The organism is Brevibacterium sp. 239c (genome assembly GCF_900169365.1).
Lineage (GTDB): Bacteria > Actinomycetota > Actinomycetes > Actinomycetales > Brevibacteriaceae > Brevibacterium.
In genome coordinates, this window is the sequence record NZ_FXZH01000019.1 from 45940 (window position 1) to 67089 (window position 21150).

Sequence of the window (21150 nt, forward strand, 5' to 3'; positions counted from 1 at the left end):
ATCTAGGGTTTCTAGAAAACCGCACGATCCGACTCTATCAGACGTACCCCAAAATAGTTAGCGTTTCCACGGCGGCAGCGTTCCACGGTGTTTGCCGCGATATTCTGCCGTCTCCAAATCGACAGAATGATATTCAATTCGACCATCACGTTTGCGTGTCCGAACTTCGTATTTTCGGCACCAGTTCCTAAGCGTCTGATCTGTTACCCCGTGAAACCGCATTGCCTTATCTTGCGTCATCCATTCCACTTAGCCGACTCCCTTAGCAGTGTGCCGAGGTTCGACCAGAGCCGCCGCGCTTCACGTTCGCTCATGAAGTTCGTTCGCCCGTTCAGGGTTAGGCAGAACTCACCACGCGAATTGACCGTCGCATGGTCACCCGCGCCGAGGTCTGCAACCATCATCTTTTCAATCATTTGTTTTCCTTCTCTCGTTTGAGTTGCTGCACGGCCACCTCTTCGGCGGTGTGGTGTAGTCCGCATGACTGGCACTTGAAACGCTCATCCGCCCCGTAGCGTTTCGGCAGATACCGATACAGGGTGAGGCGTTCGCATTCGCGGCAACGGGCGTTCAATCGCTCAGGCGGTTCATGCGCGGGGTAACGTTCCGTCAGTCTGTCCATGACTTTGACGATTTCCCGGCTGATCTTGCGTTCCCACTCAATCGGCACCATGTGCGTTTGGTGTTCCAGGTATCGTGCGAGCTTGAGCGCGTGCCCGTGGGCATCTTCTGGGGTTGTTCCGGCAGGCAGTCCTACAGGCTCCCAGTCCCCCACGATTGGGACGCTGGGGTGTTTTGACCCGAGCAAGTCAGCGACGTTTTCAGCGTGCCGGTACAGCAGCGAATAGATACTGTCACAGTCGGACATGACGTGAATGCTGAGCGGTGCTGAAGGCTTCTGTGCCGGTGCCGAGATTTCCGGCTTCTCGCCTTTCTCCGGCATGATCCGCCGCCGTAGCTCAGCGACCATCGACGGGGCTTGCTTGAGTGCTTCCGCGTAGTCCATCATTCGATCACCTGAAATTCGGCTTTGGTGGTCAGCTGCGTTGTTCCGTCGATCCCGAACACTTCGACCTCCACGAATAGGCCGCTCATGCGTGTGAGCGGTTCAGCGTTCAGAAATCTCATTACCTCTTCGCGCTCACACCAGAAGCGAACAGATGACAGAGTGCCCTCAATGCTGAGGTGTTGGTCTGTGATCCGTAGCTGTTTGCCGACGTGGGCGGCGGTCAGTTCGATAATCGGTGTCATGGTGCCCCTTTCGGACATAGAGAAGCCCCGGCCCTCACGATGGAAGGCCGGGGCTGAATGGTGGTGTGGTTACTTCACGTCATCAACGGACGTAGGGCCGAGCGGTTCAGCGTCAGACTGATTCGGCATCGGTGCATCGAACAACAGAACGTTAATTCCCATGCCTGCCGTGTACTCGACATATGCGCCGCTTGTGGCGTCCTGCCCGTAGAACGTGTTGCAGTTGCCGTCGCCGTAATATGCGCCGTCATTGGCCGGGGCTTGCCTAACCACAGTGCTATCGTTCCCACCTTCCCGCCGCCCGTCCAGGCGATCCGGTGGGCTGATCTTAGCGCAATACGAGACCGGCAGACCCTTGAGAATGTAATAGCCGATCACATCACCGCCCGTGTTCTGAAGATAGACGTATGAAAGCTTGCCCGGTTCGTTCCACGTATCGACCCAAAAGTTGATCGTTTCCCGTGTGGGAGAGTATTCGAGTTGCTTACCCGGCTGAGCTTTCATGACCTTTTCATATGCCTCATCCCGGCTCTTCTGGTCTGCGTTGTCTTCCGAGGGCGTGCATCCGGCGAGCGCGAGCATTGAAATGCCGAGACCGGCGAGCGTGGTTTTCATCCAACGTTGCATTTGATTGGCTCCTGACCGTCGATTTCAAAGGGAAGGTTTGACGCGCGGAATTGCCCCGCCGTGTAATCGCGCTGAGCAAGTGAGTTGTACTTGTTCACCGACTCGTCACGCTTGCCGCGTAGCGCGGTGATTGAGGCCGTGATCTGACCGGCGCGGGATTCACTCACCCCGCCGTCGTGCTCTTGCTCAAGGTTCGTGATCTGGTCTTGAGCGGTCTTGGCTGAGGTGCACAGATCGTAGAACCGCTCATATTGGGCGATCCGGTTTGAGCCTGATTGGGTTTGCTCCCGTGCCTCAACTTGCCCTGTAGGTTCAGCGAGCACGTAGCGAAGGCCGAGACCGCCGCCTATGAGCACGCCGAGACCGACGATGACCGCGACCGTGATTTTTGTTATCCCGTTCATGGTGTCCTTCCTGCCCGTTTCCGGGCATTAAAAAAGACCCGGTGAAGGGTCTTGAGTCTTGCTGTTGGTATCGCTTGTATGAACCGTATGACTAGCGCGGCGAGGTGGGCAGGCCACAGCCACAGAAGGCGTTCAATCCGTCTCATGTGGGAACTCGAATCTCACGTAAACCATGTTCCCGTGACGTTCTGACACCATCCGCATTCCGGCCCTGTATAGCCGTCGCATGAGCGCAGAGGTGCGTTTCTGTTCGCGCCTGACGGGTTTAGGTGTGCAAGCCATAGTGTGCCCTTTCGTGTGGTGGCAGGTGGTGTTGCCAGGGTTTGCCGTAGTCGATCCCGTGAGGATTGAGACGGCTCTTCATAGTTCGAATATCGTTTGCCGTGATAGCGCGCCCGAACGTCTGCCGTGCCTGTACCGCGATCACCGCGAACGCGCGACGGCAGGCGGGGCACATTTGTGTTTCGCCAAACTTGGCATCAGCCCCGCATAGGTCACAGACCATTTGGATGACGGGCCGAGCCTCAAAGCCATACGATCCGCCCCGGCCCCTCACCGGGAAATACCGCCAATCGAATTTCACGCCCATTGCTCAGCCCCACTCATTCGGCGTTCACCCACGCCACGACAGTCCGCAAAAGGTGGTCATAGTCCCCGCTAGTCGCCTCATTGAAGAACTCATCCCGTTCCGCTTGGCTCACCCCGGCTTTGTTGAGTGCGCGGGTGACGCGGCCAAGGATTGCGAACGCGTTTCCGTCCTGACCGACCAGGGGCACGGATACGTCAGGGTATTTGGGCTTATCCATCAGGCGATCACCTCCAAGATTTCTGTGTTGTCTTTGACCATTGCCGCGTCAGCGTGAACGTTCTGACCGCGCCACATTCCATCTTTGCCAAGGGTGATCTTCTGCACGCCGTGGTTTCTCACGCGCACCTTCACGACAGACCCCGGCGCGGTAGGTAGTACGGGCTTCGGACGGTCCAGAAGATAGAATTTCTCACCCGCGTTGAACTGATAGCCGCCGTCACCGTCAGCCGTGGCGACGTACTCAATCGTCTTGTAATCCCGTTCCCCCGGCAGGGGTGTTGAGTGGTCCACAAGACGAATCAGGTCACCCTTGCGAATTGCGCTCTGTGCGATCCGTTCGGCCTTCTTCACGGCCCTCAGATCGAAGAAATCAATCAGGTGGTTTTTCGCACGCTTCCCGGCGAAGGTCTGCCCGAAATAGCCGTCTTGCTCCTTGGCACACTCAAGCTCAATGCTCATGCGATCACTACTCCATTCGTAACCGCCTATGAGCGCATTTCCATACATGGATACCGAACCGTCATCACCAACAATTGCAACCTTCATTTTTTTGCCTCTCTCAGTTCTTGAAATCGTGGAATGCTTTGTGAGCTACAGGCCAAAGCTCAGCGATCAGCGCGTCTACCTGCTGCGCGGCCTGCCGAATCTCAAGCAGCGCGTTTGGTGCGTCTCTGAGCGTCAGGAACTTGAACCAATTGCCGAGGTTCGCCGTCGCCCAAAACTGCGTGTAGGTGGACACCGGCAAGACGTTGCGAGCAACCTCATTCGCCACACCTTCAGAGAGCATTTTCTGATACGCCGCCCACGCGTCATGAGCAATGTCGCGGTGCCGATAATCAGTGATGACTTCCTGCCTGATCGTGCCCGGTTCGCGGTGATAGTCCAGAGCCTTACCCGACTGCACCAGTGGCCGATCCTCACCCGGCAGATAGAACCGGGGCTGAAGTTGCGTGTACCGTGCCGAAATCTCCGAATAGGACTGCGTGCGGTGCCTCATCCACTCACGGGCCACGAATATCGGAACATCGACCGAGACCGTCATAACCGAATGTTCAAACGGGCTGGTGTGCCCCTCACGCATGAGCGCACGCACAAGGCCGTTGATCTTGTCAGACTTGTTTTCCAAGCCCTTCGTGGACACCCGCGCCGCCTCAGCAATCCGTGCGTCATCCCCCATCGTGTCAATGAGCTTCACTGTGATTTTGTCGGTGAACTCAACCACGGGCACCCCCAAACATTGCCGCCTTGATTTCAGGTTCGGGCGGGGTCCACCCGGCAGGCTTCTGAATCTTCCCGTGCTCATCCTTAACGACCTTGCCGTCTACCAGCTTGCGCATGTTCGCGTCATGAACAATGTCTAGAACGTTGTCCAAGTCGATCCCATACGTCGCCGCCGTGCCGTAGATGACATAAACCATGTCCGCGAGCGCGTCAGCCATGCTCACAAGCGCGGCCTGTTGTGTGGTGGTCTGGTCGGTGCCGAGGTTCAACTTCGCCTGATAGCAATCCGATTTGGCTTCCTTGTATTCGTTGACCTCTGACAGCAGCATGTTCATGCGAAGCCATGCCGCAGGACTGTCTGGGACCGTGGGCGTTAGTGGCGCGTCCTGGTCTCCGGCGAGCATGAACTGTTCGACTTTTTCTTGATAACCCAATTCCAAACCTCTCTAAAAGCCCGTTTAAGGCGATAACAAAGCCCCGAACCGATAGATGCACGGTTCGGGGCTATAAACGCCGCCTTGACGGCGTTCTGTTTGATTCAGGCTAGAACGTGGACGGTTCTACACCTGCACTTCGTCAGAACGGCGGTTCATCCCGCATCTGAGGGTTTGAACTCGCCCACGGATCATTACCGGGATTGTTACCCCAGCCGCCGCCCTGTGGCTGGTGTTCATTCACCGGCTGACCGCCACCCTGATAGCTGCCCTGAGCCTGTCCGCCCTGATTCTGATTCCTGCGAGGAACCACGCGAGCAAGATCAACGACCAGTTGAGTCTTTGAACGCTTCTCGCCCGTGTTCTTGTCTTCCCACTGTTGAGTCTCAAGTGCCCCCACCAGTCGAACCGACGAACCGCGCCCCGCCTGTTCCGCGATCATCTCGCCAAGCTGACCAAACGCCACACACGGCAGAAACAGCGTTCGATCATTCACCGTGTAGCCGCGCTCATCCTTCACCGGCTGACCGTTTTCAAACTTCGGCTTGTTCGCCGCGACATTGAACGAACACACACCCGCACCATTCGGGGTGAACCGCATTTCAGGGTCACCAGTCAGCGTGAAAAAGTTGTCAATATTTGGCAGTGCCATAGTCATCTCTCCAATCGTTCGCCCGATTTTCGGGCATAAGAAAGCCCCCTGCCGACTAGCAAGGGGTTACGTCTGTGAGCCGTCAGGCCCGTTCGATAAGGTGCGCCGGTCTCAATGGATTCGTGGACTCTCGATAGTGCTTGACCATTGCTGCATAAGCTTTCGCATAGGGCACACCATCAAGGCATTCCTTCCAAGCCCTCACATCATCGGCATTAACCGCCACGCCCTCAATGCCCTGCCGAAATCTCAGCAAGGCGATAACCTCTATCGCTTCCAACTCATCCCCCGGTTGATTCCCTCACGCGTCTTGCGTGCTCATGCAGCAAATCCTCAGTAGACAAGTAGATGCCCTGAGCCTTCGCCTCTTGCACGATCTGCCTGAACTGAAACCGCAACTGCCGATAATTCGACGGGCGAGGCACCGCGTCAGTCACGTTCCCCGACTCAACAGCGCGCGTCTCATTCCGTTTCGCATAAGCACGCTTCGCCCCGTCGATCACATCACCGGCCTTCATGTTCCGGTCACGGTGCTGAGAGTGATAATCAACTATCCCGGCCTCATAGTCAGCCGACGAGAACTGAGGATATTTCGACATTGCCATTGCCAGAACTCGAATCTCGAACTCATCCGACTGCCGACGCTCAGCCGAGACGAGAATTCTCATTGCGTGATTTGCCTGTTCAATGAATCGCCGTTCCAAATTTCACCCCCTGCCGTTGACTCAGCAATCTGCATGAACAGATCGTTGTTCGCCTGAATGCGCTGCTGATCGAACGTCGCCGGTCCTGAACCGCGCTGAGGGCGTTGCATCTGAGCCTCAAGCGTTTCGAACTTGTCACGCAGCTTCGAAAACGATCTGATATTCGTTCGCCAGAACTCATCAGCCAAAGCCCACACTGCAACCTCTCTAGCGCGCTCTGTGCTGATCCCGTCACGGCCCAACAACAGCCGAGCGGCATCACGGTTCGCCTTCGTATCAGAAGGCTTCTTGAAGCCGTTCTGGGTCACTTGAGCGTTGAACCACTCGATCAGTTCGGCGGCGTCAGGGTGAGCTTCAGCGAAACCCGACGATGTATTAATAGGTCGGGTCGGGTCGGGTCGGGTCGGGGCATCCCAATCGCATTCGTTTGCCATAGGTTTGCCATGCGATTTGCCATGCGGTTTGCTATCCGATTTGCTACCCCATCTAGCCGCCGCACCCTTCTGACCTGCAAGGGAACGTTTTTTACGCTTCGCCTTCTCAGTTTCCGCGTCAGGCTGGAATTCTGACCAGTCATGAAACTGAAAACCGCCGTCTACTTCATCCCATAGCCCTGCCATGACCAGCGCATCGGCACCGCATTCTTTTGCCATGCCATTTGCCATAGCATTTGCCATATGAATTGGCACGAAACCATCAGTCAGTTGAGCGGCGGACCATGACCCGGCACGAACCCAAAGCCCCATAGCCTCATTGCCTGCCGCGACGATTTTGGCATTGAACGCTAGTTGGTCATCGACTTTGAACCAAGCCACGGCACAACCACCTCTCTCTTTTAGTCGCCCTTGCAGTTAACTATCTGTCTGAATTTGTGAACCACTGCCACCAGATCGTCAGCGTCAGCCATGACCTGATCTATCGGCTTATACGCGCCGGGAATCTCATCAACGAACGCGTCACTGTCGCGGTACTCAATGCCGCGCATTGCCTCTCTCAGCTGCTCATGCGTGAACGTTTCCCGTGCCTTACGGCGTGAGAAGTTGCGCCCCGCGCCATGCGGTGCCGAGTTGAACGACAACGGATTGCCCTTACCCTCAACGACGTATGAGGCGGTGCCCATTGAGCCGGGGATGAGTCCAAGCTGACCGGCCTTAGCCTCAATCGCGCCCTTGCGGGTGACGACGAGGTTCTGTCCGTGGTGGTGTTCACGTTTCATGAAGTTGTGGTGGCAGTTCACTTCTTCCGACTTCTCCACAGGTCCACCCATGAAGCCCTCAAGCGCATAGAGAGTCTGAATCATCATCTCTTCACGGTTCAGATACGCGAACCGTTGCGCCCAGTTCACCGCGTTCATGTACTGGTCAAATTCCCGTGTGCCCTCCACCAGATAGGCAAGGTCACGGTCAACATCAATGAAGTTCCGCCGACAGTGCTCATTCGCAAGGTTCATGAAATGCTGAGCGATCTTATTGCCGATCCCCCGTGACCCCGAATGCAGGAACGCCCACACGCGGCCCTCTTCGTCAGCCACAATCTCAATGAAGTGATTGCCGCCGCCGAGCGTGCCCAACTGGTTTTCCCACGTCGGCGCGAAATCTTCCGGCCACCAGCTCTGAAGGCCAAAATCCCACGCGTCATAAAGTTCATTAGCGAACCCTTCGACCGTGATCGTCAGCGCGTCAGTGTACTTTCCCGCGCTCATCGGCACACGCGCCTCAATGCCTTCACGCAGTTCCCGAAGGTCACCGCGAGCGCGCAAATCATCCTCAGTCCACTGAGTGCGAACCGCGACCATGCCGCACCCCAAATCGACGCCCACGGCAGACGGGATGACCGCGCCCCGCGTCGGGATGACAGACCCAACAGCCGCACCCTTACCCAAATGGGCGTCAGGCATCAGGGCCACGTGAGGTTCAACAAAAGGCATCCACGAAATGCGTTCCACCTGATCAAGCGTTTCTTGATCGACCTGTGACGCCCACGAATAGAACTTCTTACCAATACGCTTCACTGCATTTTCCTAACCTTGATTCGTACACCGGGCGTACTGCCGTCCCCGGTGAAGTCGTGTGTCCAATCCTTTTCAGGGTTGTTCCATCGAACGATCCGTGCGTCATTTTTGAGCACCCCAGATTGTTCTAACGCGTCCCCTGCGCAGCGTTGAAGCTTGTCTGTATCAAGCCCCGTCGCCGCGTGCTCAAGGCGCGGTTTGCCGGGGCGAGGTAGCCAGAACTTCGCGTGCACCTCCACAGGTTCGTCCAGTGGCTCCCACGCGCCGAAATACGTCCCCACCCACGCCCGTAGGGATTCGGTCATCCAGTCGCGCCATTTGACCATTTCAGGGTTGTGGACCATGCGCCCGTTGCCTACGTGCTTCATTGAGCCTTGAGACTTCGGTTCGCCGGGAATGTAAAGATCAATCAGCCAATCACTCACGCGGCGTTCACCCCGTCACGGCACTTATCCACGAACCGCCGCCCGTCACTCGAATGAAGATACTCGATCACCTTCCCAACCGGGACCGCGATCTCTACCGTCTCCCGAACAACGTCAGGGTAGTAGCCGAGCATTGCCACAAGGCGTTCATAGTTGGCCGCTTTCACGTTTGGATAACGGCCCAACTTGATATTGTTCAACGTCTGCAAGGCGAGCTTCGTCTGACGGTGAATGTCCCTGTAGGTGTAACCACCGTCAATGAGTAGGTCAATCACCTGTTGAGCCGCCGCAACCGGCAGGTTCTTCTTCATTTCATCCCTTTATGTTCACATTCGGCACAACAAGGCGCGCCCTTTTCATCAGGACGCGCCATAAGCCGACAAACGATTTTGGTAACCCCACACTCAAGACACCGATCGAACTTCGCCGGTTCAGGTTGTGGCTTCTTCTTCGCCGCCATTACCGCTTCCCCCGCCTGCCGTCAGCGGTGAGGTAATACCAGCCGTCGAACGCGAAGAACACAGGCACCTTCAGCGGGTCATCCCAGCTGCGAAGCTTCCAACCCTTGTCGATCCCTATAGCCGCAAATTCGGCATTCGATTCGAGACGCCCGTTGCACCAATAGCAAAGCGTCATCAGGTTTTCGTACCCGTCACGCGTCTTTGAGCCACCCATGCCCCGATTCATGCGGTGCTGAATCGTCAACATGTCATCAACGCCGCAATTCGCACACATGCGCCCGTCACGGTCGAACACAAGCTGACGGGCCTTTGCCGTCACAGCCATGCGGCACCATCCACAACAGCCGCGAGGAACGCGAGCACGAACATCCATAGAGTCGGACGTGCGATCTGCCCCTCACGCTCAGCGACAGCACCGGCCCAACCGATAACGCCCACGATGAGCGCAACCCAAAACACAATGAGAACCAACATGCTTACCCCCTTCGGGCATCAAAAAAGCCACCCCGAAGAGTGGCTAGAGTTTCCTTTCAATCGGTGTCAGCGTTGACCGACACCGGCGAGCTTGTAAGTGATTTCGACAAGCTTCGCCTGAGTCTGCAAATTCGACTGTTGCGAATCCAGCGAACGCGAATGAGCCTTCACATAGTTGAGAATGATTTGAGCATCATCCATAGCCTGAGCAAACGAATCAGCATCAATCGTGGACTGTTGCTTCCGGTCCTCAACCGGCCCGTCAGCACGCTTATAGGCCAGCGCATACTCTCGATCAAACTGACGCTTCGCAACCAGATATGCCCGTTCCGCCTTCTCAAGCTCCCGAGGCCCACGTGCCGCGTCGTTTCGCACCTGCTCAAGCTCATTTATGACCTGATCCGGCGTAACAATTTCCGTCATACACCCGCCCTTCTCATGCGCTGATTCTCCCTCTCGCACCGCCTGCACCTACGCCGACCATTGGGCCGAATCTGAACGTCGGAATCAGGACCGCCGAGCGGGTGCCCCCTCTTGCAATGAGTTTGCGCGGCTTGAAGGTGCGTACCGTGCCGAACCTTGTCAAACGTGTTTTCGTTAGGCGTGTCCCAGCGCAAGTTCTCAACACGGTTGTTCTGGGAATCCCCGTCGCCGTGGCAAGCGTGCAACCCGGCAGGGCGGGGCGAAGCGAATGCCTCAAGGACTAAGACATGGACACGCCGCGTCCTTGGCTTGCCGTCTCTGGTGAGCACCACCATCGGATAGCCCTTATCATCCAAGCCAGGGCGAAGCACCGCGCCCCGCTTCAGATACTCACCCCACCTGTTCAGCTTCACGCGGTCAAGAGACCTGACGTTGCCAAGGTCCGAAACCTCATACAAGCCTTCGTACCCAAATACGGGCTTCCATGCTTCCTCAGTCATGACGCCCCCTGAACCTCTGCGACGAGCTTGTTAATGTTGTCCATCACTCCGACTTGCCCCGCTGCCTGAGCTTCCTTCCACAAATCCCGTAGCCCCTGAACGCTTCCGTTCCCGGCGAGCTTCTGAGCTTCCCCCGCCCAATCGCGCTGAGGTTCAGGCGCGGCGGTTTCGTACACGTCCATGTCGGGGTCTGCGTCCTGTGTCGGCAGAACGAACGTCTGCAACAGGCAAGTACGGAACGCGACAGACATTGCTTTAGCTGTTGCTTTGTCTCCCGAGTCCATCGACTCAGCCGCGACCGTGGAAACAATCTCGTCGCCGTCCGGCCCTCTGAACGTGTAGGACACGACCACGCGGCACTGTGTGCCCCGTCCACCGCTCTTGAACTGCAACGGCTCATAAGTGATCGACTCAACGGCAGAAGGCCGAGCAATCACACCGTGCTTACGCATGGCAGGACTGAGGGCGTTCACCGTGGCGTCAATGCCGCGAAAGTTGAAGTTTTGCTGATTGTTGCGCCCGTCCTTACCAACGGCCCCAACCTCAGCCATGACCTTTGAAATGGCTTCCTGAATGGTGGTCATTTTGCCTCTTCCTCTTCTGGCATCGTGATTGTGAGTTTCGGTTTCGGTGTCGCCCCGGTTTTCGTGAACTCGCCCTCAATCTCTTTCAGGTTCTTCGGTGTCGGTTCGATCCCGCGATCAGCCGCTAGCTTCGACAGAACAGCCTTCTTATCGAACGTGCGCGACGGTGCCGGGGTAACCCAATTGACCGCACCCACAGATGAGACGTGTTTGAAATAGGGGCGATCCCCGATATGCTCACGAATCTTCGCCTCAACGTCGGCTAGCGCGTCCTGAGCAGGGCGCAACGCCTCAAGGCACTGCGACCGCTCAATGATCAGTTCATCGAACTCTGTCAGTTCGTCAAAATGCTGGAAACGCTCATGCAGGTAACACAGATACTCAATCCGCTGTTCGTCGCGGTCCACATAGAACAGGTGAGGGTCCATGAACACAGGCACGAAATCTTCGTGATATTCGACCGCGAGGACGGCACTAGTCGCCCCCGTGATGAACATCTGCCATTGCAGCTGGTCATAGTAGTCCTGAGGGACTTTCGCCCATTTCTCGCCGTCCCACTTCGCCGTCTTAATGTCTCCGACGCGATTCCCCTCAACGTCGATCAGGTCCGGCGTAGCGACCAACCCATCATCATTGACGGACACAAGCACATTCGTGTTGTGCTTCATGCCGAGCATGGTGTCTAAGTGGTCACTGATCGTTGACTCACGTTCTGAACCGTGTTTCGTGTACTTGTTGCCTCTGAACTTGGATTCGCCTGAGTCCTTCTCAGCGCGTAACGCCTTCCAACCTTTCAGGCTTGACCCGGCGAGCTTCGCAGCGTCGGTGGCGGTGGTCTTGCCGTTCCTGAAGTCCATCCACTCTTCGCGGTCCTCAGAAGACGGACCTGTCACAAATTCCAGCATTAGTTCACTTCCATTCGTTCAGCATCAACACGATTGCCAGGATGATTAACAGCACCCCGGCGAAAAATAGACTCTCCACGCGCCTACCTTCCGTAACGGCGAACCATGTTTGAAAACCACGGTTCATGATCCCGTCTGACCCGGCCATCAGCTAGGCTCATGCCCAGTTGAGAAGTCTTGTCTTCCCTAACCGCCGACCGTGGCCGCTTAACCTGTGTCGGCAGACTGAACGGGTTGTTGTTGTCAGCTTTAGTTCTCACTGGTGGAACCTCTCTCTTCTTGTCGTTCACTGTTGCTTTCCTTTGTCATCAGATACACGCCCCAGACGGCAAGCGGTGCGCCGACGATGAAGCCGCCGTTGACCGTTCCCGCTGATTGGGCGACTAAAAAGGCCCCCGCCGTTGCGAGGGCCAAGCCAAATATGAGTCTTGTTCTCTTCATGTCAGAAATTCCCGCATGACGTTTCGCACTGCCTCTTCACCTGTCGGGTCATTCCCCAACGTGCGATCCTGGCCGCGCTTGCCGTCAATGAGACCGTGCTTCACGTCGGTCTGGTGTGCGTCCTCTTTTTGCCAGCGAAAGTAGATTCTCGACACTTGCCGATACCCGGCAGGAATGCCGCGCTGATAGCAGGCGTCAACAATCGCGTTGATAAAGTCGCGGATCGAACCAAACTGCCGATTCACCTGAGCCGAGATAACAGCGGCCAAGTCGTTTGTCGCGTATGCGATAGGCGGGGCACTCATCGAACACCCGCGATCCATGCGTCAAGATCAGATTTCTTGATCAAGTGCATTCCCTGCCGCTTCCTCTGCGTCGAATCAAGCTCACCCGCGCTCACGGCCTTCCGAATCGTGTCGGGGTGACGCTTCACTGTGGCTGAACACTCCCTGATCGTCAGCCAAGTGTCATCGTCCGCCACGGGCAAGCCTAGGAACTTCCGAGGATCAATCTTGAGCCATGCGCCGATCTTGCTGAGGTGGTCAAACCTGATTCGAGAATCGCCCTTGATAAGCTTGCAAGCTTGCTGATAAGTGACGCCGATCTGGGCAGCTAGTTCCTGTCGTGAGTGGTTCTGTTCTTCGAGAGCTTCGCGGACATTCGCCGCGATCTTTTCCTGTGATGTGGTGGTGTGCATGGTGTTTAGCTTAAACACTGATGTTACGAATTACAATCGTGTGATTCGCTCAAACGACCCTGATTTGCCGTGCTTGGCCTGCATCCTTGCAGGTCATGACTGTTTTAAACTTTGACGAATATTTCTCTGTGATCTTGCTTATTCTGGCGTGTCATGCGAATATTTAGTCATGAACGATGACACGCAAGGCCCAGAGACCAGAGCACTCGCTGAACTGTTCCGCGCGCGTCGCGGTGTAGTTCAAATGTCACAGTCCAAAATTGCCGAGTACACGGGCATGACACAGATGTCAGTCTCTCGAAAGCTCAAGGGCACTTCACCCATCACCATCTATGAAGCTTCACTACTTGCACGCGCCCTAGACATGGACCTAGGCGAAACACTCGCCCAGGCAATCGACATGGCACGCGACGGCGGAGAAAACCCATTCCCGCTAGTCGCCCACAATCCCGATGCCGATACCGACACGGAACAAGAAAAAACAGAAGAAAATCATCCATAGGGGGAACCGTGAAAAACCTTTTTGCACTTGCTGAGTCCAAAGGCATCAAAGTGCAAGAGGTGCAACTTCGTGCCTTCAGAGGCTTCTATGTCAAAGAGGTCAAGATCATCGTTGTATCGTCTCTACTCAACACCGCCCAGAAGCGAACCACACTCGCCCACGAACTAGGACACGCCCACTACGGCGACGAAGCCGTCTTAGACCAGCCAATGCACGAATGGCAAGAGAGGCGAGCGGACGAATGGGCCGCGCAATTTCTAATCGCGCCCCAGCAATACGCCGAAGCCGAATCACTGCACGGTCCCCACCCCGGCGCAATCGCCCAACACCTCAACGTCACACGTGAACTCACTGAGGTGTGGCAAACACTCATCAGGAAGGCCGCTTAATGGCATGGGTTAGACAACTCGCAGACGGCACGTATAAGGGCGCATACCGTGACGCCCACGGGAAACGTAAAACTGTCCCCGGCGTCTACCGTCACAAGAAGGCCGCAGAGCGCGCCGCCGAAGCCAAAGAACAAGAGGCGCGTCACACCCGCGAAAAAGACAACCCCCTGACATGGCGCGAATGGTCGAAAATTTGGATACCGCAACGCGACATTGCCCCCGGCACCGCCGAGACCGACAAGCAGCGCATTGACTCCCATGTGATGCCCCGCTGGGGTGACGTGAAGCTGACCGACATTACCCGCGCCGACGTTAAGGAATGGGTTACTGAGCTTCGCGGAATGCCTGACGATGACAATAACCCTGAGCGCGCCGCGAGCACCGTCAACCGAATCGCGGGGCTGCTGTCCACATCACTTGAGCAAGCCCTAGATAGTGAATACATCACCGTGAACCCGGCGCGAGGTATCCGCCTCAAGACCGGCGAAGAAACGCATGACCGCTACCTGACGAAAGCCGAGGTGCGCCGCATCTGCGAACACCTATCCCCGAGGTGGCAGAACATCACGAACCTACTTGCCTACACGGGGCTTCGCTGGGGTGAAGCCGTGGGACTATCAGAACGGCGCGTATCCCGTACCCGTGGCATCTTGCTAGTGGCCGAGGTATGGGACCAGAAGACCGAGCAAATGAAGAAGTACCCAAAGGGCAAGAAACGCCGCCCAGTGCCCGTTCCCGATTGGGTACTAAAGAGCCTGCCGACCACTGACCCGCTGTTGCCGTCACCGCGTGGCGCGCGCCCCGGCAATAGGAACTTTCAGCGCGCTTTGGACGATGCCGCGAAGGTTGCGAAGATTGAGCGTTTCCGTGTGCACGATCTCAGGCACACCTACGCGTCATGGCTCATTCAGGCCGGTGTCCCAATCGAAGAAGTCCGCCGCCTCATGGGTCATGTGAGCATACAGACCACGCAACGCTATGCGCACCTTGCCGAGACGCCGAAAGCCTCAGTGCTTGCAGCCTTGTCGTGAATGCAGAAAAGGCGCGATACCCGTTCATTGGGTATCGCGCCTTTTTTGTTGAGCCGCCTATCGGACTCGAACCGATCACCTATGACTTACAAGATCATTGCTCTACCAGATGAGCTAAGGCGGCATGTATGAAATTTTATCTCACCAGCACCCTGAGCGACAAAACCCGTGGTGCCCCGTGGAATCGGTTGTCAACGGTTTGTCAACGACCGTGCGATTCCCGTTCTCCCGATTTTGTTTAACCCCTGGTGAGACGGGGTGAAACGGTGGTGTCAGTTTGGTGTGGCAGTCGCTTTACAAGAGCGGTGCTCTACCAACTGAGCTAGGGAGGCGTGGCGGCGAAACGATGCCGTCTGCGCCTACACGATAGTAGTCCATTCACCTTCGCCGCGACAAAACGGATGGTGGACGGACGCCACGATCGCGCAGCGGCCGACCACCACCTCGGCGCTGGTCGACCGCTGCTCGTGAAGTCGGTCAGCCCTTGATCTCGCCGGTGGCCTTGAGGATCTCCAAGGTCAGAGCCTGCGGATCGCTGGTCTTGTCGGTGTGCTTGCCGTTGATGAGCACCCACGGAGTGGCTTCCACGCCGTTGTCCAGAGCCTCCGAGGAGGTCTTCTTGACGTAGTCCTTGAACGTCTGGTCCGTGACGCAGCTCTTGACGGTCTGCTCGGGATCGGACTTGAGCTTCTTCGACGTGTCGACACCAGCATCCTCGGCGACCTTGAGCAGCTGCTCATCGGTGCGGCCGTTGCCCTGTTCTTCGGGCTGCTGAGCATACATCGCGGGGAAGAAATCCCTGATGGTTTCGGGCTGGGAGTCGATGACGCAGGCCGCCAGGTTGGCAGATCTAGTCGAGTACTCGTTGCCGGTGGACATGCGGTCGAGGATCGATACCGGTTTGTATTCGAGTACGATCGAGCCTTCGTCTGCGAGCTTCTCCAGCGTCGGCGCGTTGGCGTCCTCGAACGCCTTGCATCCGGGGCACTGGAAGTCGAGGTAGACGGTCACTGTGGCGGCATCTTTCTTGACGCCCGCGTCGGCAGGGCTCGGCAGATCCGACTCTTCGCCCTTGGGCATCTGCTTCGGCTGCACCACTTCGCCGTCCTTGGCCATGCTGACACCGCCGGCGACGACGTTGGCTGGCGTGATCCCCGGCTTGCTCTGCTGGAAGATGAGAACACCGACGATCGCGGCCACGACGACCACCACAACGCCGATCCCCACATAGAGGATGGTCTTGGCGGTCCTCTCCTTCTTGTTCTGAGCCTCCGCGATCCGGCGCGCGTTCTCACGGGCCTGGTTCCGCCGATTGTCACCGGACTTGTCACCGGAGTTGTTCTTCGCCATGGTTCCTCACGTTGCGATTGTCTGACGTCGGCCCAGCCTCGGACCGTGGGGAATCGGGTCGATATACGTGTCCCGACCGTCCCACCTTACCCAAACGGGTAGTGCCCCGACTCCCAGTGAAATTCAAGGATCACCGACACCGGCTCCAGCAGATGCCTGCGCCGGGTCCCGCGGACGCCGACACCGGGTTCGGTCAGCGGCCTGCGCCGGACACGGCAACTTCCTAGACCGGGCCCGGCAGATAGGTGAATGGGTTGGTCGACAGGGGCCACCAGGTCATGCCGGCGTCCGACTGGATGACCATGATCGCAACGATGATGAGGAGCGCGATCGCCGACAGTGCGATCAGCCTGCCCAGCCGGTTACGGGTCGCCCCGGAGACCATGAGCCGCGACCCGTGTCGCAGGCTGCCCGCGCCGGGCCCCAGCCACAGCACGAGGCCACCGGCAGCACCGGCCGCCCACACCGACCACTGTTCGGAGTATCCGCTGGGCACGATTTCGGCAATGTCGAGTCGGGTGAGCACGAGCATCGCGACCCCCGCGATGGCCGGCAGGATGAGTGTTGTGATCGAGGTCAACACCGAGGCCAAGATCGCACCCGGCGCCGAGGCGAGCGAACGCAGGAATCCGCGGCCGTTCGTTCCACGTTCGAACCGATGCTTCTGTGCCTTGCGGTCCAATCGGGTGCCGGTTCGCGCCAGTATCGACCACAGGAACACGAAGAATGTGACGAGCAGGGGACCCAGCGGCATGATCGTGATGGCCAACAGGATGAGGGCGAAGACCACCCATCCTCCGGTCCGGATCGTCCGGTAGGTCATCGGCCCCCACCCGTAGTCGGGTTGACCTGGCTGCCCCTGTTGACCGGGCTGGCGCAGTTGGCCTGGCTGCCCCTGTGGGACTCCGGTGCCATTGGGATCGGGTCGGGCGGTGCCCGGACCGGCCAGAGATCCACCCCGTCCGGCTGGAGGTCCGGCAACTCCATATCCTGACCCGCCGAGGTTGGTCCCGGCCATCGCTGAGCCCGGACCTGATTGGATGCTTCCGTTGGGATTGCGCACAGGTGGTGCGGTGCCCCGGTTCGTCACGGCCGGGCTTCCCTGCCTGCCTGGCATCTGGCCGTGCGGGGAGAAGCCCTGCCGTGGGTATGCTTGCGGATTCGTCCCACCGGGGCCTGCAGCTCCGGGGGTGGAAGCGTTCGGGTTCAGCGCCGAGCCTGGGGCGCCACCGCGCGGCGATCCGTGTCCGGTCGCGCCATAGCCCGAGACATCGTATCCGCCAGCTCCGCCATAACCACCGGCTCCTTCATAGGCCGCGGCACCGCCTGCAGCAGCACCGAGGGCCGCGGGCCCACCGTGGCCTGACCCGTTGCCGTCGACCGCGGGCATCCGCGCGGTCCCGGTCGGCGAGGCCTGGTTCCAGCTGCCTGCGGCCGGTCCGGAGCCCAGCTGCGGCGCACGCCCGGACTCGATGTCGACGAGAGCGTCGAGGATCATCTGGCCACTCGGCCTGCGCTCGGGTTTCGGGTCGAGGCAGGCTGCGATCAGGGGAACGAAGTTGCGGGGAGCGTTCTCCAGGTCGAACTTACCCATGGCCACGCGCCCCAGCACCGCTTCGAGAGGACCGGAGCCGTAGGGGTTGCGGCCGGTGGCGGCGTAGGCCATGGTCGCGGCCCATCCCCACCAGTCGGTCTTCTCGCTCGAGGTCTTGCCGTCGGCGATCTCCGGAGACAGGTATCCGGGTGTACCCATCACGAGGCCGGTCGCGGTCACCCGCACCTCGTCGGCGACCTGGGCGATGCCGAAGTCGATGACCATCGGTTCGCCGTCCATGATCATGACGTTCGCGGGTTTGAGGTCACGGTGGATGACACCGGATTCGTGGACCGCGTTGAGGGCGTCGAGGAGAGCGTGGCCGAAATGGACGAGTTCGTCTTCGGCGAAGGGGCCATTCTCTCGCACGTCATCGGACAGGGTCTGGCCGTCGACGAACTCGGTGATGATGAAGGGCTGTGCGGATTCGAGTTCGGCGTCGAGCACCTCGGCGATTCGGGGATGTTTGATCCTTCGCAGGGTCCTGACCTCGCGCCCGAGACGTTTTCGGGCGGTCTCGTCATTGGCGATGTGCGGGTGCAGAACCTTCACGGCGACAGGGTTGTTTCCGCCGTCGACACCGAGATAGACAACACCCATACCGCCCGCACCGAGCTCCTCGATGAGGCGGTAGCCTCCCAGATCCTGACCCATCACCCTGCCAAGCGTAGTCGAGCGAGTACAGTTCGTTCCAAGGACCGACTCAGGAGGAGGCGCAGATGAACACCGTCAACTCTGCCGAAACGACCACCCCATCCACGTATGGTGACAGCGATTTCGTTGTCGTTGCCAACCGTCTGCCCGTGGACCGGGACCCTGCCGAGGAAAGCCAAGGATGGCGTACCTCACCTGGGGGTTTGGTCACTGCGGTGGCGCCGGTGATGAAGGCTCAAGAAGGTGCATGGATCGGCTGGACCGGGGTTCCCGACGTCGATTTCGACCCCTTCACGATCGACGGGATGCATCTGGTTCCCGTCACCCTAACCAGTGAGGATGTCCTCAGATATTATGAAGGATTCTCCAACGCAACTCTGTGGCCCCTCTACCACGATGTGATCGTCCCGCCCGAGTTCCACCGCACCTGGTGGGACTCGTATGTGCAGGTCAATGAGCGCTTCGCGGCCAAGGTCGCCGAGGTGGCTGCCAAGGGTGCCACCGTCTGGGTCCATGACTATCAGCTTCAGTTGGTCCCGCAGCTGGTGCGCCGGATGCGACCGGACCTGGCGATCGGGTTCTTCAATCACATCCCGTTCCCACCGTTCGAACTCTTCGCCCAGCTGCCATGGCGCGACGAGATTCTGCGCGGACTCCTCGGCGCGGATCTCATCGGATTCCAGCGACCGGCCGATGCCGCGAACTTCCGACGTGCGGTGCGCGGGCGCCTCAACTTCACGACGAAGGGGTCAACGGTCGCCGTCCCCGACGGTGAGCTGCTGTCGGCGCACACTGTGCGGGCCGAAGCGTTCCCCATCTCCATCGACACCCCCTACCTTGAGGAGCTGGCGCGTGATCCTCAGATCATCGAGCGCGCGCGTCAGATCCGCGAAGAGATCGGCAACCCGAAGGTCGTCATGCTCGGTGTGGACCGGATGGACTACACGAAGGGCATCCGGCACCGCCTCAAGGCCTTCGGGGAGCTGTTGGCCGAAGGGAAGCTCGACGTCGAGGATGTCGTCCTGATCCAGATCGCGACCCCGTCGAGGGAGCGCCTGGAGCAGTACAAGATCATCCGCCACGACGTGGAACTGGCCGTCGGGCGGATCAACGGCGAGCAGGCCGAAGTCGGATCCATCGCCGTGCACTACCTGCACCATTCCTACCCCCGCGATGAGATGACCGCGTTCTTCCTCGCCGCCGACGTCATGCTCGTGACCGCTTTGCGTGATGGCATGAACCTGGTGGCCAAGGAGTACGTGGCCTGCCGCAGAAGAGATGACGGTGCCCTCGTGCTCTCCGAGTTCACCGGGGCCGCCGATCAGCTCAAGGCGGCAGTGATGGTCAATCCGCACGACATCGGCAATCTCAAGGCCGGCATCCTCGACGCTGTGCAGATGGATGAGAAGACCCGGGCCCGACGAATGAAGCAGATGCGCAAGAAGATCTCCACGGACACGGTGAGCATCTGGTCGAAGAAGTTCCTCGCCGAGCTCGAGGCCATCCATAAGAACCCCGAGGCGATCATCCCCGACCGTCCCGCAGCCCTCCCCGAGCGGCCGACAACGGCGTCCGATCGCATCACCTCCACCGTCGACGAGGATCGTCAGTGACATCGGATCCGGATGCCATGCCGCCTTCCCAGACCCGTCCAGGACAGTCCCACCCAGAGCAGAATCCGCCTGGGCGGACCGAACCTGAACAGGCGCCGTCATCTGAGGTGGTGCCGACACCACGCTCGACTCCCGGCTACACGTCCGCAGCTGCCCTCGACCTCGAACAGGCCACTAAGGCGGAGTCGGTCCTCATCGCCCTCGACTTCGACGGCGTGCTCGCTCCGCTGCAGGACAATCCCGAGTTGTCCCGGATGCTCCCGGAGTCAGCACAGGCGATCATCGCCCTCAGCCTCCTGCCCGCGACTCGCGTGGCCCTGGTCTCCGGGCGCGACGTCGCAACTCTGCGCCGTCTGGTCGACCCACCCCCTAACGTGTGGCTGGTCGGTTCGCACGGCGCCGAGGTGGACCTGGGCTCACAATCACCTGAGGTGACGGTGACGCAGCCCGAGGTGAGCGCCGAGGAACAGCAGATGCTCACGGCGATAGACGCCCACATCGAATCCTTCGAACTCGACCTGTCATCGGACTCAGGCTCAGCCCCCGACACCGACACCGAGGTCAGGGTCGAATACAAACCTTTCTCTCGCACTGTGCATACGCGCGGCCTCGACGCGGAGTTCGCGTCCGCTCTGCATGCTCATGTCATCGCTGTACAGACCGAATACCCCGGAATCCGGGTCATCGAAGGCCACGACATCACCGAACTCGCGGTCAAGACGGCAACGAAGGGCGACGGCCTGCGGGCCCTCATCGCCGTCGGATCACCGACAGCCGTCCTCTACCTCGGCGACGATGTCACCGACGAAGATGCCTTCGCCGAACTCGAAGATCTGAGCACGAGCCTGAGCATCAAGGTCGGACCGGCCCCGACCCGCGCACCCTGGCGGATCACGGACCCCAACGCGGTCGCCGAACTCCTCACCCGAATCGTGAACGAACGCCGCGCACACCAGCCCCGCCCCTGAGGCGCCTCCGCGGAGGCTGAGTCAGCA

General features: G+C 58.7%; 30 protein-coding genes and 1 tRNA gene. 5 read left to right on the top strand and 26 right to left on the bottom strand.

All coding sequences use genetic code 11. The features are described from left to right. Positions 1-236: 236 nt before the first annotated feature. The 23 genes from BSP239C_RS15910 to BSP239C_RS16030 all read right to left on the bottom strand — a co-directional run bounded on the left by BSP239C_RS15910 (position 237) and on the right by BSP239C_RS16030 (position 13022). On the bottom strand, positions 237-416 hold the full coding sequence (locus BSP239C_RS15910; RefSeq protein WP_101574339.1) for a hypothetical protein: 180 nt from the start codon (positions 414-416) through the stop codon (positions 237-239). Continuing rightward, positions 413-1009: a hypothetical protein gene (locus tag BSP239C_RS15915; protein ID WP_101574340.1), complete on the bottom strand. Its 597-nt coding sequence runs from the start codon at positions 1007-1009 to the stop codon at positions 413-415. Before BSP239C_RS15915 ends, BSP239C_RS15910 begins: the two co-directional genes overlap by 4 nt. Then, the gene (locus BSP239C_RS15920; protein WP_101574341.1) at positions 1006-1251 is read right to left on the bottom strand and encodes a hypothetical protein; all 246 of its coding nucleotides are present in this window, start codon (positions 1249-1251) and stop codon (positions 1006-1008) included. The genes BSP239C_RS15915 and BSP239C_RS15920 overlap by 4 nt, the downstream gene beginning before the upstream one ends. Positions 1252-1320: 69 nt before the next feature. Next, positions 1321-1878, bottom strand: coding sequence for a hypothetical protein (locus BSP239C_RS15925; protein ID WP_145997476.1), 558 nt, complete (start codon positions 1876-1878; stop codon positions 1321-1323). Then, the gene (locus tag BSP239C_RS15930) at positions 1863-2282 is read right to left on the bottom strand and encodes a hypothetical protein (RefSeq protein WP_101574343.1); all 420 of its coding nucleotides are present in this window, start codon (positions 2280-2282) and stop codon (positions 1863-1865) included. The genes BSP239C_RS15925 and BSP239C_RS15930 overlap by 16 nt, the downstream gene beginning before the upstream one ends. A 602-nt stretch (positions 2283-2884) precedes the next feature. After that, positions 2885-3088: a hypothetical protein gene (locus tag BSP239C_RS15940; protein ID WP_101574345.1), complete on the bottom strand. Its 204-nt coding sequence runs from the start codon at positions 3086-3088 to the stop codon at positions 2885-2887. Continuing rightward, positions 3088-3636 carry a hypothetical protein gene (locus tag BSP239C_RS15945; protein WP_145997477.1) on the bottom strand — a complete coding sequence of 183 codons (549 nt, stop codon included), beginning with the start codon at positions 3634-3636 and terminating at the stop codon, positions 3088-3090. The genes BSP239C_RS15940 and BSP239C_RS15945 overlap by 1 nt, the downstream gene beginning before the upstream one ends. 13 nt (positions 3637-3649) lie before the next feature. Beyond that, positions 3650-4312, bottom strand: coding sequence for an FAD-dependent thymidylate synthase (gene thyX / locus BSP239C_RS15950; RefSeq protein WP_180959067.1), 663 nt, complete (start codon positions 4310-4312; stop codon positions 3650-3652). Next, the gene (locus tag BSP239C_RS15955; protein ID WP_145997478.1) at positions 4305-4745 is read right to left on the bottom strand and encodes a hypothetical protein; all 441 of its coding nucleotides are present in this window, start codon (positions 4743-4745) and stop codon (positions 4305-4307) included. Before BSP239C_RS15955 ends, thyX begins: the two co-directional genes overlap by 8 nt. Before the next feature lie 142 nt (positions 4746-4887). After that, complete coding sequence (locus BSP239C_RS15960) at positions 4888-5397, bottom strand: single-stranded DNA-binding protein (protein ID WP_180959068.1); 510 nt, start codon at positions 5395-5397, stop codon at positions 4888-4890. A 281-nt stretch (positions 5398-5678) separates the two neighbouring features. Continuing rightward, entirely contained in the window at positions 5679-6065 is a 387-nt protein-coding gene (locus BSP239C_RS15970) for a hypothetical protein (RefSeq protein ID WP_101574350.1), read from the bottom strand. Beyond that, on the bottom strand, positions 6062-6916 hold the full coding sequence (locus BSP239C_RS15975; RefSeq protein ID WP_101574351.1) for a hypothetical protein: 855 nt from the start codon (positions 6914-6916) through the stop codon (positions 6062-6064). Before BSP239C_RS15975 ends, BSP239C_RS15970 begins: the two co-directional genes overlap by 4 nt. 20 nt (positions 6917-6936) lie before the next feature. Further along, on the bottom strand, positions 6937-8112 hold the full coding sequence (locus BSP239C_RS15980) for an RtcB family protein (protein ID WP_101574352.1): 1176 nt from the start codon (positions 8110-8112) through the stop codon (positions 6937-6939). Then, a complete protein-coding gene (locus BSP239C_RS15985) occupies positions 8109-8537 on the bottom strand; it encodes a RusA family crossover junction endodeoxyribonuclease (RefSeq protein ID WP_101574353.1) in 429 nt (142 codons plus the stop codon). Before BSP239C_RS15985 ends, BSP239C_RS15980 begins: the two co-directional genes overlap by 4 nt. Continuing rightward, a complete protein-coding gene (locus BSP239C_RS15990; RefSeq protein ID WP_101574354.1) occupies positions 8534-8848 on the bottom strand; it encodes a hypothetical protein in 315 nt (104 codons plus the stop codon). Before BSP239C_RS15990 ends, BSP239C_RS15985 begins: the two co-directional genes overlap by 4 nt. A 148-nt stretch (positions 8849-8996) precedes the next feature. Beyond that, the gene (locus tag BSP239C_RS15995; protein ID WP_101574355.1) at positions 8997-9323 is read right to left on the bottom strand and encodes an HNH endonuclease; all 327 of its coding nucleotides are present in this window, start codon (positions 9321-9323) and stop codon (positions 8997-8999) included. Next, entirely contained in the window at positions 9314-9472 is a 159-nt protein-coding gene (locus tag BSP239C_RS20785) for a hypothetical protein (RefSeq protein WP_180959069.1), read from the bottom strand. Before BSP239C_RS20785 ends, BSP239C_RS15995 begins: the two co-directional genes overlap by 10 nt. Positions 9473-9538: 66 nt before the next feature. Next, positions 9539-9895, bottom strand: a complete 357-nt coding sequence (locus BSP239C_RS16000) for a hypothetical protein (protein WP_101574356.1) — start codon at positions 9893-9895, stop codon at positions 9539-9541. Beyond that, entirely contained in the window at positions 9892-10395 is a 504-nt protein-coding gene (locus BSP239C_RS21390) for an NUMOD4 motif-containing HNH endonuclease (protein ID WP_101574357.1), read from the bottom strand. Before BSP239C_RS21390 ends, BSP239C_RS16000 begins: the two co-directional genes overlap by 4 nt. Beyond that, on the bottom strand, positions 10392-10979 hold the full coding sequence (locus BSP239C_RS16010; protein ID WP_101574358.1) for an ERF family protein: 588 nt from the start codon (positions 10977-10979) through the stop codon (positions 10392-10394). Before BSP239C_RS16010 ends, BSP239C_RS21390 begins: the two co-directional genes overlap by 4 nt. Continuing rightward, on the bottom strand, positions 10976-11884 hold the full coding sequence (locus BSP239C_RS16015; RefSeq protein WP_101574359.1) for a YqaJ viral recombinase family protein: 909 nt from the start codon (positions 11882-11884) through the stop codon (positions 10976-10978). The genes BSP239C_RS16010 and BSP239C_RS16015 overlap by 4 nt, the downstream gene beginning before the upstream one ends. Positions 11885-12321: 437 nt before the next feature. Next, positions 12322-12594, bottom strand: a complete 273-nt coding sequence (locus BSP239C_RS16025) for a hypothetical protein (protein ID WP_145997479.1) — start codon at positions 12592-12594, stop codon at positions 12322-12324. Between the two features lie 32 nt (positions 12595-12626). Further along, positions 12627-13022, bottom strand: coding sequence for a helix-turn-helix domain-containing protein (locus BSP239C_RS16030; RefSeq protein ID WP_145997480.1), 396 nt, complete (start codon positions 13020-13022; stop codon positions 12627-12629). Between the two features lie 169 nt (positions 13023-13191). Between BSP239C_RS16030 and BSP239C_RS16035 the strand changes: the two genes are divergently transcribed. Genes BSP239C_RS16035 through BSP239C_RS16045 form a run of 3 tightly spaced genes read left to right on the top strand, consistent with a single transcriptional unit; the run spans position 13192 to position 14944 of the window. Continuing rightward, positions 13192-13524 carry a helix-turn-helix transcriptional regulator gene (locus BSP239C_RS16035; protein ID WP_145997481.1) on the top strand — a complete coding sequence of 111 codons (333 nt, stop codon included), beginning with the start codon at positions 13192-13194 and terminating at the stop codon, positions 13522-13524. Between the two features lie 8 nt (positions 13525-13532). Further along, positions 13533-13913, top strand: coding sequence for an ImmA/IrrE family metallo-endopeptidase (locus BSP239C_RS16040; RefSeq protein ID WP_180959070.1), 381 nt, complete (start codon positions 13533-13535; stop codon positions 13911-13913). Further along, on the top strand, positions 13883-14944 hold the full coding sequence (locus tag BSP239C_RS16045; RefSeq protein ID WP_145997482.1) for a site-specific integrase: 1062 nt from the start codon (positions 13883-13885) through the stop codon (positions 14942-14944). Before BSP239C_RS16040 ends, BSP239C_RS16045 begins: the two co-directional genes overlap by 31 nt. A gap of 51 nt (positions 14945-14995) precedes the next feature. On the opposite strand, the gene BSP239C_RS16050 is transcribed toward BSP239C_RS16045, so the two are convergent. The 3 genes from BSP239C_RS16050 to BSP239C_RS16060 form a co-directional block, all read right to left on the bottom strand. Further along, a tRNA-Thr gene (locus tag BSP239C_RS16050) sits at positions 14996-15068 on the bottom strand. A 353-nt stretch (positions 15069-15421) separates the two neighbouring features. Beyond that, the gene (locus BSP239C_RS16055; RefSeq protein WP_101574366.1) at positions 15422-16294 is read right to left on the bottom strand and encodes a thioredoxin domain-containing protein; all 873 of its coding nucleotides are present in this window, start codon (positions 16292-16294) and stop codon (positions 15422-15424) included. A gap of 223 nt (positions 16295-16517) precedes the next feature. Beyond that, entirely contained in the window at positions 16518-18542 is a 2025-nt protein-coding gene (locus BSP239C_RS16060; protein ID WP_101574367.1) for a serine/threonine-protein kinase, read from the bottom strand. 65 nt (positions 18543-18607) lie between these two features. On the opposite strand from BSP239C_RS16060, the gene BSP239C_RS16065 reads away from it, so the two are divergent. Together BSP239C_RS16065 and otsB are read left to right on the top strand one after the other, a co-directional pair. After that, positions 18608-20155 (top strand): trehalose-6-phosphate synthase, encoded by a 1548-nt coding sequence (locus BSP239C_RS16065; RefSeq protein ID WP_101574368.1) that lies wholly within the window; start codon positions 18608-18610, stop codon positions 20153-20155. Beyond that, a complete protein-coding gene (gene otsB, locus BSP239C_RS16070; protein WP_101574369.1) occupies positions 20152-21123 on the top strand; it encodes a trehalose-phosphatase in 972 nt (323 codons plus the stop codon). Before BSP239C_RS16065 ends, otsB begins: the two co-directional genes overlap by 4 nt. Positions 21124-21150: the final 27 nt, after the last annotated feature.

Bases quoted from the DNA above. Each gene is read 5' to 3' on its own strand.
- BSP239C_RS15970 (WP_101574350.1), bottom strand. From the start codon at position 6,065: ATGAGAATTCTCGTCTCGGCTGAGCGTCGGCAGTCGGATGAGTTCGAG.
- BSP239C_RS15945 (WP_145997477.1), bottom strand. From the start codon at position 3,636: ATGAAGGTTGCAATTGTTGGTGATGACGGTTCGGTATCCATGTATGGA.
- BSP239C_RS15940 (WP_101574345.1), bottom strand. From the start codon at position 3,088: ATGGATAAGCCCAAATACCCTGACGTATCCGTGCCCCTGGTCGGTCAG.
- BSP239C_RS16035 (WP_145997481.1), top strand. From the start codon at position 13,192: ATGAACGATGACACGCAAGGCCCAGAGACCAGAGCACTCGCTGAACTG.
- BSP239C_RS16055 (WP_101574366.1), bottom strand. From the start codon at position 16,294: ATGGCGAAGAACAACTCCGGTGACAAGTCCGGTGACAATCGGCGGAAC.
- BSP239C_RS16060 (WP_101574367.1), bottom strand. From the start codon at position 18,542: ATGGGTCAGGATCTGGGAGGCTACCGCCTCATCGAGGAGCTCGGTGCG.
- BSP239C_RS15910 (WP_101574339.1), bottom strand. From the start codon at position 416: ATGATTGAAAAGATGATGGTTGCAGACCTCGGCGCGGGTGACCATGCG.
- BSP239C_RS16000 (WP_101574356.1), bottom strand. From the start codon at position 9,895: ATGACGGAAATTGTTACGCCGGATCAGGTCATAAATGAGCTTGAGCAG.
- BSP239C_RS15915 (WP_101574340.1), bottom strand. From the start codon at position 1,009: ATGATGGACTACGCGGAAGCACTCAAGCAAGCCCCGTCGATGGTCGCT.
- BSP239C_RS20785 (WP_180959069.1), bottom strand. From the start codon at position 9,472: ATGTTGGTTCTCATTGTGTTTTGGGTTGCGCTCATCGTGGGCGTTATC.
- BSP239C_RS15990 (WP_101574354.1), bottom strand. From the start codon at position 8,848: ATGAAGAAGAACCTGCCGGTTGCGGCGGCTCAACAGGTGATTGACCTA.
- BSP239C_RS15925 (WP_145997476.1), bottom strand. From the start codon at position 1,878: ATGCAACGTTGGATGAAAACCACGCTCGCCGGTCTCGGCATTTCAATG.
- BSP239C_RS15920 (WP_101574341.1), bottom strand. From the start codon at position 1,251: ATGACACCGATTATCGAACTGACCGCCGCCCACGTCGGCAAACAGCTA.
- BSP239C_RS15960 (WP_180959068.1), bottom strand. From the start codon at position 5,397: ATGGCACTGCCAAATATTGACAACTTTTTCACGCTGACTGGTGACCCT.
- BSP239C_RS16065 (WP_101574368.1), top strand. From the start codon at position 18,608: ATGAACACCGTCAACTCTGCCGAAACGACCACCCCATCCACGTATGGT.
- BSP239C_RS15995 (WP_101574355.1), bottom strand. From the start codon at position 9,323: ATGGCTGTGACGGCAAAGGCCCGTCAGCTTGTGTTCGACCGTGACGGG.
- BSP239C_RS16010 (WP_101574358.1), bottom strand. From the start codon at position 10,979: ATGACCACCATTCAGGAAGCCATTTCAAAGGTCATGGCTGAGGTTGGG.
- BSP239C_RS15930 (WP_101574343.1), bottom strand. From the start codon at position 2,282: ATGAACGGGATAACAAAAATCACGGTCGCGGTCATCGTCGGTCTCGGC.
- BSP239C_RS21390 (WP_101574357.1), bottom strand. From the start codon at position 10,395: ATGACTGAGGAAGCATGGAAGCCCGTATTTGGGTACGAAGGCTTGTAT.
- BSP239C_RS16030 (WP_145997480.1), bottom strand. From the start codon at position 13,022: ATGCACACCACCACATCACAGGAAAAGATCGCGGCGAATGTCCGCGAA.
- BSP239C_RS16015 (WP_101574359.1), bottom strand. From the start codon at position 11,884: ATGCTGGAATTTGTGACAGGTCCGTCTTCTGAGGACCGCGAAGAGTGG.